General features: G+C 71.2%; 12 protein-coding genes. 3 read left to right on the forward strand and 9 right to left on the reverse strand.

The features are described 5' to 3' along the window. Positions 1-13: 13 nt before the first annotated feature. From FEI13_RS00735 to FEI13_RS00760, 6 genes are all read right to left on the reverse strand, one after another. Positions 14-928, reverse strand: a complete 915-nt coding sequence (locus FEI13_RS00735) for an energy transducer TonB (protein ID WP_138178759.1) — start codon at positions 926-928, stop codon at positions 14-16. A gap of 18 nt (positions 929-946) precedes the next feature. Next, positions 947-1,912 carry a glutathione synthase gene (gshB, locus tag FEI13_RS00740; protein ID WP_138178760.1) on the reverse strand — a complete coding sequence of 322 codons (966 nt, stop codon included), beginning with the start codon at positions 1,910-1,912 and terminating at the stop codon, positions 947-949. Positions 1,913-2,250: 338 nt separating this feature from the next. Beyond that, the gene (locus FEI13_RS00745; RefSeq protein WP_138178761.1) at positions 2,251-2,970 is read right to left on the reverse strand and encodes a CvfB family protein; all 720 of its coding nucleotides are present in this window, start codon (positions 2,968-2,970) and stop codon (positions 2,251-2,253) included. Positions 2,971-3,042: 72 nt separating this feature from the next. After that, positions 3,043-3,768, reverse strand: a complete 726-nt coding sequence (locus FEI13_RS00750; RefSeq protein WP_138178762.1) for a 16S rRNA (uracil(1498)-N(3))-methyltransferase — start codon at positions 3,766-3,768, stop codon at positions 3,043-3,045. Between the two features lie 33 nt (positions 3,769-3,801). Continuing rightward, the gene (gene secB, locus FEI13_RS00755; RefSeq protein ID WP_138178763.1) at positions 3,802-4,326 is read right to left on the reverse strand and encodes a protein-export chaperone SecB; all 525 of its coding nucleotides are present in this window, start codon (positions 4,324-4,326) and stop codon (positions 3,802-3,804) included. 83 nt (positions 4,327-4,409) lie between these two features. Beyond that, positions 4,410-4,832 (reverse strand): rhodanese-like domain-containing protein, encoded by a 423-nt coding sequence (locus FEI13_RS00760; protein ID WP_138178764.1) that lies wholly within the window; start codon positions 4,830-4,832, stop codon positions 4,410-4,412. A 213-nt stretch (positions 4,833-5,045) separates the two neighbouring features. Between FEI13_RS00760 and gpmI the strand changes: the two genes are divergently transcribed. The 3 genes from gpmI to FEI13_RS00775 all read left to right on the forward strand — a co-directional run bounded on the left by gpmI (position 5,046) and on the right by FEI13_RS00775 (position 9,276). Then, positions 5,046-6,614: a 2,3-bisphosphoglycerate-independent phosphoglycerate mutase gene (gene gpmI, locus FEI13_RS00765; RefSeq protein WP_138178765.1), complete on the forward strand. Its 1,569-nt coding sequence runs from the start codon at positions 5,046-5,048 to the stop codon at positions 6,612-6,614. Between the two features lie 29 nt (positions 6,615-6,643). After that, a complete protein-coding gene (locus FEI13_RS00770; protein ID WP_138178766.1) occupies positions 6,644-7,816 on the forward strand; it encodes a murein hydrolase activator EnvC family protein in 1,173 nt (390 codons plus the stop codon). Positions 7,817-7,968: 152 nt separating this feature from the next. Further along, positions 7,969-9,276 (forward strand): S41 family peptidase, encoded by a 1,308-nt coding sequence (locus tag FEI13_RS00775; protein WP_240036378.1) that lies wholly within the window; start codon positions 7,969-7,971, stop codon positions 9,274-9,276. Here the strand turns inward: FEI13_RS00775 and FEI13_RS00780 are convergent. From FEI13_RS00780 to pepP, 3 genes are all read right to left on the reverse strand, one after another. After that, positions 9,254-10,537, reverse strand: coding sequence for a UbiH/UbiF/VisC/COQ6 family ubiquinone biosynthesis hydroxylase (locus FEI13_RS00780; protein WP_138178767.1), 1,284 nt, complete (start codon positions 10,535-10,537; stop codon positions 9,254-9,256). The two genes, FEI13_RS00775 and FEI13_RS00780, sit on opposite strands and share 23 nt — an antisense overlap. 80 nt (positions 10,538-10,617) lie before the next feature. Then, a complete protein-coding gene (gene ubiH, locus FEI13_RS00785) occupies positions 10,618-11,871 on the reverse strand; it encodes a 2-octaprenyl-6-methoxyphenyl hydroxylase (protein WP_138178768.1) in 1,254 nt (417 codons plus the stop codon). A gap of 65 nt (positions 11,872-11,936) precedes the next feature. Further along, positions 11,937-13,274 (reverse strand): Xaa-Pro aminopeptidase, encoded by a 1,338-nt coding sequence (gene pepP / locus FEI13_RS00790; protein WP_138178769.1) that lies wholly within the window; start codon positions 13,272-13,274, stop codon positions 11,937-11,939. Positions 13,275-13,298: the final 24 nt, after the last annotated feature.

Below are 13,298 nucleotides of genomic sequence, written 5' to 3' on the forward strand. Positions count from 1 at the left end.
CTCCCCGGCGGACCTATTGCACGCCGTAATGATTGCCTTGGCCGAATCGCCAGACCCGCGTAATGGACAGGCTGTCCAGCTTGCCCATGCCCCGGTCGAAGGGCCGGTAGGGGGCGGCACCGTGCACCGTGTCCAGGGCCGCCTGGTCGAGTTCGGCGTGTCCCGAGGATTGTATCACCTCTGCCTGGCGAACCTGACCGTCGCGGCCGATGACCACCCGGATGCGCAGCTGGCCATCGAGCTCACGCGGCGCCGGGTGCACGCGGTTGCCGTAGTCCTCGACCCGGCGGGTCCAGTCGTCGATGTAGCGCGCCTCGGCGGCCTGCTGGGCGGCGGGGCGCCCCTCGCCCGGCTGCTCGCCGGCGTACTCCGGCGAGAGGCCCTGGTCGCGGATGCTGGCGGTGGCCTGGGCGAGCAGGTCGCGCCCCGAGGCCGACGGGGCCGCGGCCGCGGGCGGCGCCGAGCGCTCGGCCGACTGGGGGGCGCTGACGCGCGGCTCGGGGGTCGACGGCGCCTCGCGGGAGGCCTCGGCGGCCGGCGCCTCGCGGGCAAGCTCGGGCGCGGGGGCCTCGGCCTGCTGGGGCGCGGCCGGCGTGGCCGGGTCCACTTCGGGCTCGGCGGCCTGCCGCTCAGGCAGCGCCTCCATGGGCGCGGCGCGAGCCTCGGCCGGCGCCTGGGCCTGGGGCGAGCCGGCGGCGCGCTGAGCGGCCTCGGCGATCGCCTCGGCCTCCACGGGCGCCGGGGCCGGGCGACTCACCAGCACCACGTCGACGCTGGTGCGCTCCACGGGGGCCGGGGCGAACTGGCGGCTCGCCACCACCCCGATCACCACAAGGTGCAGCAGCAGTGCCAGCGACCAGGCCAGCCAGTGCCGGTGCGGCCGGGTCACCGGGGCATACTGGATCGGATCGCTGAGGGTGCTGGACATGGTCGCCGACCTCCCGGGTCAGCCCCGCTCGTCGAGGCGCCGTGCGATGGCATCCATCAGCAGGCCGGCGATGTCGGTGCCGCGCTGGTCGTCGATCTCGCGCACGCAGGTGGGGCTCGTGACGTTGATCTCGGTGATGTAGTCGCCGATCACGTCGAGGCCGACGAACATCAGCCCCTTCTCGCGGATCACCGGCTGCACCTGCTCGATCAGCCAGTGGTCGCGGGCGGTGAGTTCGCGGCTGACGCCGGTGCCGCCGGCGGCCAGGTTGCCACGAGTCTCGCCGGCCATGGGTACCCGGGCGAGGCCGTAGGGCACCGGTTCGCCGTCCACCAGCAGGATGCGGGTGTCGCCGTCCTTGATCTCGGGGATGTAGCGCTGGGCCATGATCTGGCGCTGGCCGCGCTCGCTCAGCATCTCGATGATGGCGCCAATGTTGCGGCCCTCGGGGCGCACATGGAAGATCCCGGTGCCGCCCATGCCGTCCAGCGGCTTGAAGATCACGTCGCCGTGCTCGGCATGGAAAGCGCGCAGCACGGCCTCGTCGCAGGAGACCACGGTCGGGGTGCAGCACTGGGGGAACTGCTGAGCGAAGAGCTTCTCGTTGCACTCCAGGAGCGCCTGGGTGGGGTTGACCACCAGCACGCCCTCACGCTCGGCGAAGCCCAGCAGGTAGACGGCGTTGAGGAAGTGGCCGTCGACCGGCGGGTCCTTGCGCATCAGGATGACGTCAAGCTCGCCCAGGGGCCCCACCTCGGGCTCGCCCAGGTCGTACCAGTGCGCGGGATCGCGGTGCACGTGAAGATCGCACATCCGACCGAAGGCACGCCCCTCGCGCAGGAAGAGGTCCTCCTGCTCCAGGTAGTGCAGCGAGGCGCCACGATCCTGGGCGGCCCACAGCATGGCCAGGCTGGTGTCCTTCTTGTAGGTGAGGTCGGCGATGGGATCCATCACCACGCCGATCTTCAGCGCGCGTTCGCTCATGGCGTCGTGTTTCCAGTCGGAGTTTGAATGCGGTCAGTATGCCGCAGCGGCCAGCGACGCACCAAGCTGGAGGGTGCTGCGGCATGCGCGGTACGGTACAGAACGCTCGGAGCTGATCCGGCGACAGGCCCCGGGGTGCCGGACCATCGAGGAGGCGCTGTGAACCCTTCCCTGGGCGCTACCGACGCCATCCATGGCGTAGGACCCCCCTCTTCGACCTGTCCCCGGCGCCCCTCGTCAGATACATCTGCGATTATCCAGACTGGCCACCCCTGGTCCTCGGGCCTCCCCTTCAGCCCGTCCCCGGCGCCCCTCGCTATACGCGCTGCCCCAACGGGCTAGTCCGTGCTCGGCGCCAGCCGGATGCCGCCGGGCTCCAGGAGGATGCGCCGCTGCTTGTAGAGCCGCCCGATGGCCTGCTTGAAGGCGTTCTTGCTCACTCCCAGACGCGCCTTGATCTCCCCCGCGTCGCTCTTGTCGCCCAGCGGCAGGTAGCCGCCGCTCTCGCGCAGCGCCTTGAGCACCTGCTCGCCGACCACGTCGAGGCGCGCCGGCCCCGGCGGCAGCAGCGACAGGTCCAGGCGCCCGTCGTCGCGCAGGCGCTTCACGTAGCCGGCAAGCCGCTGGCCACGGCGCAGCGGCCGGTTCACGTCGTCGCGGTAGAGCAGGCCCCAGAAGCGCTGATCGACCACCACCTTGTAGCCCAGGTCGGTCTGATCGGCGATCACCAGCGCCACCTCGTCGCCCGCCGCCAAGCCCTCGGCCTCGTCGGCCAGGAAGCGGTCGAGGCGCTGGGAGGCGACCGGCCGACCCTGCTGATCCTCGTAGATCATCACCAGCACCCGCCGGCCCACGCTGGGACGGAAGCGCTGCTCGCCGTAGGGTAGCAGCAGGTCGCGGGGGTGCCCCCAGTCGAGGAAGGCACCCGTCTCGTTGACGGTGACCACCTCGAGGTAGACCACCTCGCCGACGGCGGCCCGGGGCGCGCGATGGCGCCGCGGCGCGGCGGCGGGCGGGGCAGAGGAGCGCGGCGAGCGGCGGTCTCGGGAATCGGGCATGGCGGGCGTCCGGTAAAGAGTGGGGAGCGGGAAGGCGTGGGAAGCCAGGGAGAGAGGATAGCCGAGCGGGGCTCAGAGGTCGCCGAAGCGGGCCTGCAGCAGCGATAGCGCCACCACCGGCGCGGTCTCGGTGCGCAGCACGCGCGGCCCCAGGGAGAGCGGGTCGAAGCCGGCGGACCGCGCGGCCTCGACCTCGGCCTCGGCGAGTCCGCCTTCCGGGCCGATCAGCACGGCGGCGCTGGCGGGCGCCTCGGCCTCGGCCAGGGCACCGGCGGTGCCGGGATGCAGCACCAGGCGCAGCGCCTCATCGCGGGCAGCGAGCCAGTCGACCAGGCCCATCGGGGCATGCACCGGCGGCAGGGTCGCGCGGCCGCACTGCTCGCAGGCGCTGGCGGCCACGGACTGCCAGTGAGCGAGCTTCTTGGCCGCCCGCTCGCCCTTGAGCCTCACGTCGCCGTGCTCGGTGTAGAGCGGGGTAATGGTCGCCACGCCGAGTTCGACCGCCTTCTGGATGGCGTAGTCCATGCGATCCCCCTTGGAGATCGCCTGGCCAAGATGCACCGCCAGCGGCGACTCGCGGTGACCCGGTTCGACGGCCTCGATGCGCGCCAGTACCCGCTTGCGGGTAGCCTCGACGATCACCGCCCGAGCCTCCAGGCCGGCGCCGTCGAAGAGGCGCAGCTCGGCCCCCTCGGCCAGACGCAGCACCCGCGCCACGTGACGGGCCGGCCCCTCGGGCAGAACGACGTCGCCGCCAACGGGAAAGTCGGCGGCGACGTGGATGCGCGGCGCCTTCACGGGCGGCCCTTACTCATCAGGATCGGCACCGGCTTACTGGGTCGCCTGCTCGCCGGAGGCCTGGGCCTGCTCGGCCTCACGCTTCTTCTTCTGGGCGTAGATCGCCTCGAAGTTGACCGGCGCCAGCATCAGCGGCGGGAAGCCGCCACGGTTGACCAGGCTGTCGATGCACTCGCGGGCATAGGGGAACAGCACGTTGGGGCAGAAGGCGCCCAGGGTGTGGTCGAGCTGCTGCCCCTCGAGGCCGCCGATGCGAAACAGGCCGGCCTGCTCGATCTCGGCCAGGAAGGAGGTGGTGCCCTCCTCGCTGTGAGTGACCTGGGCGGTGACCTTGATCACCACCTCGAAGAGGTCTTCGCCGACCTGCTGGTGGGTGGTGTTCAGGTCCAGGCCGACCTTGGGCTTGAACGGCTGCTGGAAGATCGCCGGTGAGTTGGGCGCCTCGAAGGAGAGGTCCTTGACGTAGATGCGCTGCAGGGCGAACTGCAGCTGCGGCTTGTCCTGCTGGCCCGACGCCTGACCATCGGCGCCGGCGTTCTGGTTGTTCTCTTCCGCCATGGGAAAGGTCCTTTGTCCGGTGTAAATATCGGGTGAACGGGTCCGGGTGATGCGGGGTGTCGCCTATTTCTTGACGACCAGGTCTACTTCTTGACGACCGGCAGACCATCCGCCTGCCACTGGGCCATGCCGCCCTTGAGCTTCAGCACGCGCTCGAAACCCGCCTTGGTGAGCTTGGCCTGAGCGACGCCGGCGCTCTGGCCGTGCTTGCAGGCCACGATGATCGGCTTGCCCTTGAACTTCTCGAGCTCGCGCAGGCGCTCGTCGAGCTTGCTCTGCGGAATGTTGCGCGCCCCGGCGATATGACCCGCCTTGAAGTCATTGGCCTCGCGAAGGTCGAGCACCACGGCGTCCTCGCGGTTGACCAGCTGGGTGGCCTCGCTGGAGGTCACGCCTCCGGCGCTGCTGTTGCGGACCTCGTAGACGAGCCAGGCGATCAACACCACCAGGAAGGCCCCCACCAGCAGGGGATGATTCTGCACGAATTCGAACAGCTGATCGATCATGGGTTCGGCTAACTCTTTATCGGGTACACGGTGAACGGGGCCGGCCAATCGCGGCGGCGCCCAGTATACACAAAGCCGCGGCGTGCCGCGGCCCGGGTGCCGGCCAAAATGACGTCCGACGGTGCCGTGCGATATGATGCCGCAAGCAGATGCAAGTCGCGACCCTGGTCGCCCCGCAGGCCGGACGCGACCCCGACTAAGAGGCCCTCCCCCATGACCGACCCCCGTACCCCGCGCCCGGTAGCCCTGATCATTCTCGACGGCTACGGCCACAACGCGTCGCCCGACGACAACGCCATCCTCGCCGCCCGTACCCCGGTGATGGACCGCCTGTGGCAGGAGCAGCCCCATAGCCTGATCCATACCGACGGTCGCTACGTGGGCCTACCGGATGGCCAGATGGGCAACTCCGAGGTCGGCCACATGAACCTGGGCGCCGGGCGCGTCGTCTACCAGGACTTCACGCGCATCACCAAGGCCGTCGAGGAGGGCGAACTGGACGCCATCGCCGCCCTGACCGCGCCGATCGATGCCGCCGTGGCCGCGGGTCAGGCCGTGCACCTGCTGGGCCTGCTCTCGCCGGGCGGCGTGCACAGCCACGAGGACCACATCCTGGCCATGGCCGAGCTGGCCGCCCGCCGCGGGGCCCGGCGCATCTATGTCCACGCCTTCCTCGATGGCCGTGATACGGCACCGAAGAGCGCCCTGGGCTCGCTTGAGCGCACCAACGCACGCCTCGCCGAGCTGGTGGGCGCTGAACACGGTTTCGTGGCCTCGATCATCGGCCGCTACTTCGCCATGGACCGCGACAACCGTTGGGATCGCGTCGAGCAGGCCTACCACCTGATCACCGAGGGCACGGGCGAGTTCACGGCGAAAACCGCCGAGCAGGGCCTCGAGCAGGCCTACGCCCGTGGCGAGACCGACGAGTTCGTCACCGCCACCAGCATCCGCCCCGCCGGCGCGCCGGTGGCCATGGCCGACGGCGATGCCGGCATCTTCATGAACTTCCGCTCCGACCGCGCCCGGGAGCTGACCCGCGCCTTCGTCGAGGACGGCTTCGAGGGCTTCGAGCGCCGCGTACGGCCGTCGCTCGCCGCCGAGGGCCTGGTGATGCTGACGCAGTATGCTGCCGACATCCCGGCCCCGGCCGCGTTCCCCCCGGCGGAGCTCGTCAACACCTTGGGCGAGGTGATGGAAAAGCGCGACCTCACCCAGCTGCGTATCGCCGAGACGGAGAAGTACGCCCACGTCACCTTCTTCTTCTCCGGCGGGCGTGAAGCGGAGTACCGGGGCGAGACCCGGGTGCTGGTGCCCTCCCCCCAAGAGGTGAAGACCTACGACGAGAAGCCCGAGATGAGTGCCGTGGAGGTCACCGACCGCCTGGTGGAGGCGATCGAGGGCGGCCAGTACGACCTGATCGTCTGCAACTATGCCAACGGCGACATGGTCGGCCACACCGGCAAGTTCGACGCCGCCGTCCAGGCCATCGAGGCCGTGGACGCCTGCGTCGGCCGAGTGGTGGAGGCGATCCAGCGCGTCGGCGGCGCCTGCCTGGTGACCGCCGATCACGGCAACGCCGAGCAGATGATCCACCCCGAGACCGGCGCGCCCCAGACCGCCCACACCACCTTCGACGTGCCGCTGATCTATGTCGGGCCGCGCCCGGTGCGCCTGCTCGACGACGGTCGGCTGTGCGACATCGCCCCGACCCTGCTGACCCTGATGAACCAGCCGGTGCCCGAAGAGATGACCGGCCGAGTGCTGATCGAGGCCGAGTGAGCCGGGGCCCGGAGCGCCAGGGAGTGGCGATGCGGCGGTCGACGCCGAGAGGGCTAGACGGCCTGGCCACTGCCCTGGGGCTGGGCCTTGTCCTGACGCTGGGTCTGGCCTCGCCGCTTCTCGCCGCGCCCTCCGAGCGCGAGGCCCAGGCGCGCCTCGACGCCCTGGGCGAGGAGCTCAAGGAAGTCTCCGCGCAGCTCTCTACCACCCGGGAAGCCCGCGACGAGGCGAGTAAGGCGCTGCGCGAGGTCGAGACGGCGCTAGCCGAGACCCATCGCCACCTCGACGCCCTGCAGGTCGAGCGTCGTGCCCTGAACGACGAGATCGCCGACCTCGAGGCCCGGCGCGAGCGCCTGGCCGGCGAGCGACGCGAGCAGCTCGAATCACTCGAGGTCCAGCTCGACGCCTTCTACCGCCTGGGCCTTACGCCCCAGCTCAAGCTGCTGCTCAACCAGGACGACCCGGCCCGGCTCGATCGCCTGCAGCACTACCTCAACCGCCTGGCTCGGGCCCGCCACAAGCGCCTCGATCGTATCGAGCGCTTAGAGAGCGAGCTCGACGACACGCGCCAGGCCCTGGCCGAGCGTGGCGAGCGGCTGGAAACCGTGACGGTACGCCTTAACGAGCGCAGTGCCACGCTGGCCGAGCAGAGCGCCGAGCGCACCGCGCTGGTGGCGAAACTGGACGAGCGCTTCGCCAGCGAGCAGGCCCGGCTGGCGACCCTCGCCCAGGACCGCGCCCATGCCGAACGCACCCTGCGCGAGGTGCAGAAGCGGCTGGCCAGCATGGAGCGCCCGCCCCCCTCCACCGCCATTGACGAGACCCGCGGCGCGCTGCCCTGGCCGGTGCAGGGCACCATCGCCTCTTCCTTTCGCGACGGCGAGGGTGTGCACCTCAACGGCCTGGTGATCCGCGCCGCCGAGGGCACCCCGGTCAAGGCCGTGCATCCGGGCAGGGTGGTCTTCGCCGACTGGATGCGCGGCTTCGGCAACCTGCTGATCGTCGATCACGGCGACCGGGTGATGACCCTGCACGCTCACCTGCAGCGCTTCTCCGCCGGCGTGGGGAGCGCGGTCTCCCGCGGCGACGCCCTGGGCGCCGTGGGGGCCAGCGGCGGCCAGGGCCAGCCGGGGCTCTACTTCGAGGTCCGCCGCAACGGCCAGCCCATCGACCCGCGGGGCTGGATCGCCAGCCGGCCCTGAGCCGGCAACAAGCCTCCGCGACACAGCGCGGCGGCGCGGGATCGAAAGCGCCGATGGCCCCAGAGGCGATCGCCCCGAGAGCCCCGACTATTCCATCGACGCCGGGCCGCGAGCTATGCTGGGTCGCCCGCCCCGAAACCGCGAGAGTCTGCATGCCCCTACGTCCCGCCGCACTGCCTACCGTGATGCGCCGCCTGGTGTCGGTGCTGCTGCCGATCGCCCTGCTGGTTCTTGCCCCGCTGCCCGTCGCCGCTCAGGAAGCGCCGGGGGCCGACGATGACCTGCCGGTGGCCGAGATCCAGGCCTTCGCCGAGGTGTTCGAGCGCATCAAGCGTGCCTACGTGGAGGAGGTCGAGGACGCGGACCTGCTGCGCAACGCCATGCGCGGCATGCTCAGCGAGCTCGACCCCCACTCCGCCTACCTGGACAGCGAGGAGTTCGAGAGCCTGCGCGAGTCCACCCAGGGCGAGTTCGGCGGCGTGGGCATCGAGGTGGGCATGGAGGAGGGCCAGCTGACGGTGATCACGCCGATCGACGACACCCCGGCCTCCCGAGCCGGCCTGCGCTCCCGGGACCGGATCCTGCGCATCGACGACACCCCCACCGATCGGCTCTCGCTGCAGGAGGCGGTCAACCTGATGCGCGGCGAACCGGGCACCCAGCTGCGACTGACCATCCTCCACCAGGACGCCAACGCGCCGCTGGAGGTCACCCTGACCCGCGAGATCATCCGCACCCAGAGCGTGAAGCACGAGCTGCTGGAACCCGGCTACGGCTACCTGCGCGTCAGCCAGTTCCAGAGCCGCACCGGCCAGCAGGTCGACGATGCCCTGGAAAGCCTGGAACAGGACGGGCCCCTCGACGGTCTGGTGCTCGACCTGCGCAACAACCCCGGCGGGGTGCTGCAGGCGGCGGTGGACGTGGCCGACGCCTTTCTCGACAGCGGGCTGATCGTCTACACCGAAGGGCGCCTGGCCGACAGCGCGATGCGCTTCTCCGCGGGTCGCGAGACCGCGGCGCCCGAGGTGCCCCTGGTGGTGCTGATCAACGGCGGCAGCGCCTCGGCGGCGGAGATCGTCGCCGGCGCCCTGCAGGACCAGCGCCGCGGCGTGGTGATGGGCACCCAGAGCTTCGGCAAGGGCTCGGTGCAGCAGATCATGTCGCTGGGCAACGATGAAGGCCTCAAGCTGACCACGGCACTCTACTTCACCCCCGACGGCCGCTCGATTCAGGCCCAGGGCATCGAGCCCGACGTCGAGGTGATCCGCGGCCGCCTGGAGGTCGCCGAGAGCAGCCGCCTGGACGTGCGCGAGGCGGACCTCGAGGGCCACCTGGGCGCCTCGGAAGACCCGCGGGAGCGCAGCGAGATGAGCCAGCGGCTGCGCGAGGATTACCAGCTCGGCGAGGCCCTGAATCTGCTCAAGGCGCTCAACGTGCTTAGCCGGCGTCTCGACGGCTGAGCGGGCGACAGGAGGCGGGCAGCCGGCCGCGATGGCCGGTGGCCTGCTGCATCAGCAGCCGCTTGAGCGGCCCGATCCGATCCACCCCGGAGAGCCCCAGGTTGCGCGCCAGAGTCAGGGCCGGATGGCGCGCCCCGAACAGCAGGCGAAAGCCGTCCATCAGCGCCAGCATGGCGGCGTTGTCGCCGCGACGCCGACGGGCATAGCGGGCCAGCACCGACGCGGCGCCCGGCGAGAGCCCCCGCCGACGCCCCTCGACCACCTCCTCGGCCAGCACCGCGGCATCCATCAGCCCCAGATTCACCCCCTGGCCCGCCAGGGGGTGAATGCTGTGCGCCGCATCGCCCACCAGGGCGAAACCCGGGCGCACGTAGTGTTCGGCGTGGCGCTGGATGAGCGGCACCGCCAGGGCCCGGTCGACCACCGTCACCCCTCCGAGGCGATGCTCGATGGCCGCGCCCAGCGCCCGACCGAGTGCGTCCGCGGACAGCCCCGTCAGGTGCTCGGCTTCCTCCGGCGTCGTCGACCAGACGATGGAGCAATGGCGAGCGTTGCCCTCGACGCAGAGCGGCAGGAAGGCCAGTGGCCCCGTCGACAGGAAGACCTGACGCGCCACGCCGCCGTGCTCGCGCGCCGTGCGCACCGTGGTGACCACCGCCACCTGGCCGGTATCGCGCTCGCGGGTCTCGATGCCGGCCCGCTCACGCAGCGGCGAGCGTGCCCCGTCCGCGGCCACGACCAGCGGCGCCTGGAGCCGCTCGCCCCCCTCCAGTATCACCGTGCGCGGCTCGTCCTTGTCCTCGGCCCCGGCCTCGAGCTCGGCCACCCGGGCACCGAAGCGCACGGTCACAGAAGGCAGCGCGGCCAGGCGCGCCTCCAGGGCCGCCAGGGTCACGTCGTTCTCGACGATATGCCCAAGCAGCGGAACCCCGGCCTGCTCCGCGGAGAAGTTCACCTCCCCGCTGCCCTCGCCGTCCCATACCTGCATGAAGCGATAGGGACTGACGCGGCGCGCGGCCATCGCCGGCCAGGCGCCCAGCCCCTCGAGCAGCTGGCGGGAGACCGGGGTCAGGGCGCTGACCCGCATGGAGGGCGCCCCCCTGCCCGCGGCCTCCTGGTCGAGCGGCGCCTCGCGGGCGTCCAGCAGGGTCACCGAGAGCCCGGCCCGACCCAGCAGGCAGGCCAGGGTAGCGCCCACCATGCCGCCGCCGACGATGATGGCCTCGAACGCCTCTGGCGGGGCTTGCGGTTCTGAACTCATGGCGTCTGCTCCTCGTGGTGGCCCGGATGGCCATGCCGTCTATTCATCGTGTTCGTTGCAGCCTCTTATCGTTCCAGCCGCTATCTTTCCAGTCCCATGGCCCGCCGCGCCAGGGTACGGCGCAGCGGCCCCACCAGGTTCAGCCCGACGAGCCCGGCCGCCCGGGCATGGGAGAGCACGGGGTGGTCGAGGCCGAAGAGCCGGATCAGGCCGTCGCTGAAGCGGATGACGTCCTGGCGATCGCCGTCGCGGCGCGCCTCGAAGTCCTGCAGCACCGCCGCGCTCCCCGGCGCCTCGCCCCGCTCGCCACCGGCCTCGATGGCCGCCACCAGGTCCATCACCCCGCGCAGCGCCAGGTTGAACCCCTGACCGGCCACCGGGTGCAGCGAGTGGGCCGCGTTGCCGAGCACGGCCAGCCCCGAACGCACCGTTTCCCGCGCCGTGACCAGCGAGAGCGGGTAGGCGTGACGACGCCCGACCCGACGGAAATGCCCGACACGATCGCCGAAGGCACGCTGCAGCTCGGCCAGGAAGTCGCCATCGGAAAGCGACAGCCGCCGCGCCTCCTCGCCGCGCGCGTGGGTCCAGACCAGCTCCATGGCCTGCCCCGGGAGGGGCAGCAGGGCGATGGGGCCCTCGGTGGTAAAGCGCTCATAGGCGATGCCGTCATGTGGCCGGCTAACCTCGACGCTGGCGATCAGCGCCACCTGGTCGTAAGGCCGTTCGCGGCTCTCGATCCCCAGGCGCGCCTTGAGCCCCGAACGCCCGCCGTCGGCGAGCACCGTCAGGCCGGCCTCCAGCTCGCTGCCGTCCGAGAGCGTGAGTCGATGCCCCTCGGCGACGGGCTCGATCGCCTCCACGCTCGCCGGGCAGTACCAGTCCACCGGCAGCTCGCCCAGCCGACCGTGCAGGGCACGGCCCATCCAGGCATTGGGCACCACGTGACCCAGCGCCTCGACGCCGAGCTCCGCGGCGCGCAGCCGGGTCACGCCCAGCCGGCCCCGCTCGCTGACGTGGATGGTGCGAATCGGCGCCGCCTGCTCGGCCATCGCCTCCCAGACGCCCAGGTGCTCGAAGTGCCGGGCCGAGCCGCAGGCGATCGCGCTGGCCCGGGCATCGAAGCTCGGCTGCCAGGGCTCGGCCAGCTGGCGATCCAGCGGCGCCGGCTCGATCACCGCGACCCTGAGCCCCATCCGCTCGACCTGCGCGGCCAGGGCACAGCCCAGGCTGGCCCCCACCAGGCCGCCGCCGATGATGGCGATATCGACCCGATCGCCCTTTTTTTCCTCTACACCCTCTACACCCTCTACCCGCGTTTCCCGCGTCGACGTCATGGCTACCGCCTCTTTATTTCATAACGTACATTACATAATTGCATCGACACCCTCTCGCCGACTGATCACTCGGTGACCATCAGGGCCTCGATCTCCGCCACCCGCTTGGGCACGGCCGAGGTCAGCACCTCGTGCCCCTCGGGGGTGACCGCCAGGTCGTCCTCGATGCGAATGCCGATCCCCCGAAAGGCCTCGGGCAGGTCGTCGTCGGCGGGCACGTAGAGCCCGGGCTCCACGGTGAGCACCATGCCGGGACACAGGGCCCGCGGTTCGCCCTCGCGGCGATAGGCGCCGACGTCGTGCACGTCGAGGCCCAGCCAGTGGGAGGTCGAGTGCAGATAGAAGCGCCGGTAGCTGCCGTCGTCGATGCACGCCTGGACGTCGCCCGCCAGGAGTCCCAGCTCGACCAGCCCGGCGGTGAGGTCGTGCACCACGCCCGCGTGGATCGACGCCAGGGTAGTACCGGGGCGCACCGTCGCGATGGCGCGCTCCTGGGCCGCCAACACCACCTCGTAGAGGGCCCGCTGGGCCGCCGTGAAGCGGCCGTTCACCGGGAAGGTACGGGTGATATCGCCGGCATAGAGGTCGAACTCGGCGCCGGCATCGATCAGCACCAGCTCCCCGTCCCGCAGGGGGGCGTGATTCTCGATGTAGTGCAGCACACAGGCATTGGGGCCGCCACCGACGATGCTGGCGTAGGCCGGCCCACTACCGCCCTGCCAGCGAAACTCGTGCTCGAGCTCCGCCTGCAGCTGATACTCGGCCAGCCCCGGGCGACAGGCCCGCATGGCGCGCGCGTGGGCTCGGGCGGAGATCTCCCCGGCATGCCGCATCAGCGCGAGCTCCGTGGCGCTCTTGATCAGGCGCTGCTCGTGGATCAGCGCGCTGACATCGGCGAAGGCGGTCGGGGCCTGCGCCCCGCGGCGAGCGCGATCAGAAAGCTCGCCGCGCAGCTCCTCGGCAAGCGCCAGGGCGCCGGCATCGTCCAGCGGCAGGTAGAGCACCTGGCGGCCCTCCAGCAGCGTGGCCAGGCGCTCGTCGCGCTCGGCATTCTCGAAGGCCTGGTCGAGGCCGTGGTCGCGCACCGCGCCCTCGGCGCCCAGGCGCATGCCGGTCCAGGTCTCCATCGCCGGGTCGCGATCCTGGCAGAACAGCACGCTCTCGCCCTCCTCGCGGCCGGGCAGCAGCACCAGCAGCGCCTCCGGCTCGGGGAAGCCGGTCAGGTAGTGGAAGTCGCTGTCCTGGCGGAAGGGAAACTCGCTGTCGCGCGAGCGGGTGACCAGCGCGGCGCCGGGCAGCAGCACGGCGCTGCCAACGGGCAGCTGCGCCATCAGGGCGCCGCGCCGGGCACGGTATTCGTCGAGGGAGATCGGCGCGGGGCGGGGCAGGTTCACGGGGGGCATCGCGGCTCCTGGGTGGCGGGATGG

The organism is Halomonas urmiana, from assembly GCF_005780185.1.
In the GTDB taxonomy this organism is placed as follows: Bacteria; Pseudomonadota; Gammaproteobacteria; order Pseudomonadales; family Halomonadaceae; genus Halomonas; species Halomonas urmiana.

Coding starts and splice junctions, on each gene's coding strand:
- FEI13_RS00760 (WP_138178764.1), bottom strand. CDS start 4,832: ATGATCGATCAGCTGTTCGAATTCGTGCAGAATCATCCCCTGCTGGTG.
- secB (WP_138178763.1), bottom strand. CDS start 4,326: ATGGCGGAAGAGAACAACCAGAACGCCGGCGCCGATGGTCAGGCGTCG.
- pepP (WP_138178769.1), bottom strand. CDS start 13,274: ATGCCCCCCGTGAACCTGCCCCGCCCCGCGCCGATCTCCCTCGACGAA.
- gshB (WP_138178760.1), bottom strand. CDS start 1,912: ATGAGCGAACGCGCGCTGAAGATCGGCGTGGTGATGGATCCCATCGCC.
- FEI13_RS00770 (WP_138178766.1), top strand. CDS start 6,644: ATGCGGCGGTCGACGCCGAGAGGGCTAGACGGCCTGGCCACTGCCCTG.
- ubiH (WP_138178768.1), bottom strand. CDS start 11,871: ATGACGTCGACGCGGGAAACGCGGGTAGAGGGTGTAGAGGGTGTAGAG.
- gpmI (WP_138178765.1), top strand. CDS start 5,046: ATGACCGACCCCCGTACCCCGCGCCCGGTAGCCCTGATCATTCTCGAC.
- FEI13_RS00745 (WP_138178761.1), bottom strand. CDS start 2,970: ATGCCCGATTCCCGAGACCGCCGCTCGCCGCGCTCCTCTGCCCCGCCC.
- FEI13_RS00780 (WP_138178767.1), bottom strand. CDS start 10,537: ATGAGTTCAGAACCGCAAGCCCCGCCAGAGGCGTTCGAGGCCATCATC.
- FEI13_RS00775 (WP_240036378.1), top strand. CDS start 7,969: ATGCCCCTACGTCCCGCCGCACTGCCTACCGTGATGCGCCGCCTGGTG.
- FEI13_RS00735 (WP_138178759.1), bottom strand. CDS start 928: ATGTCCAGCACCCTCAGCGATCCGATCCAGTATGCCCCGGTGACCCGG.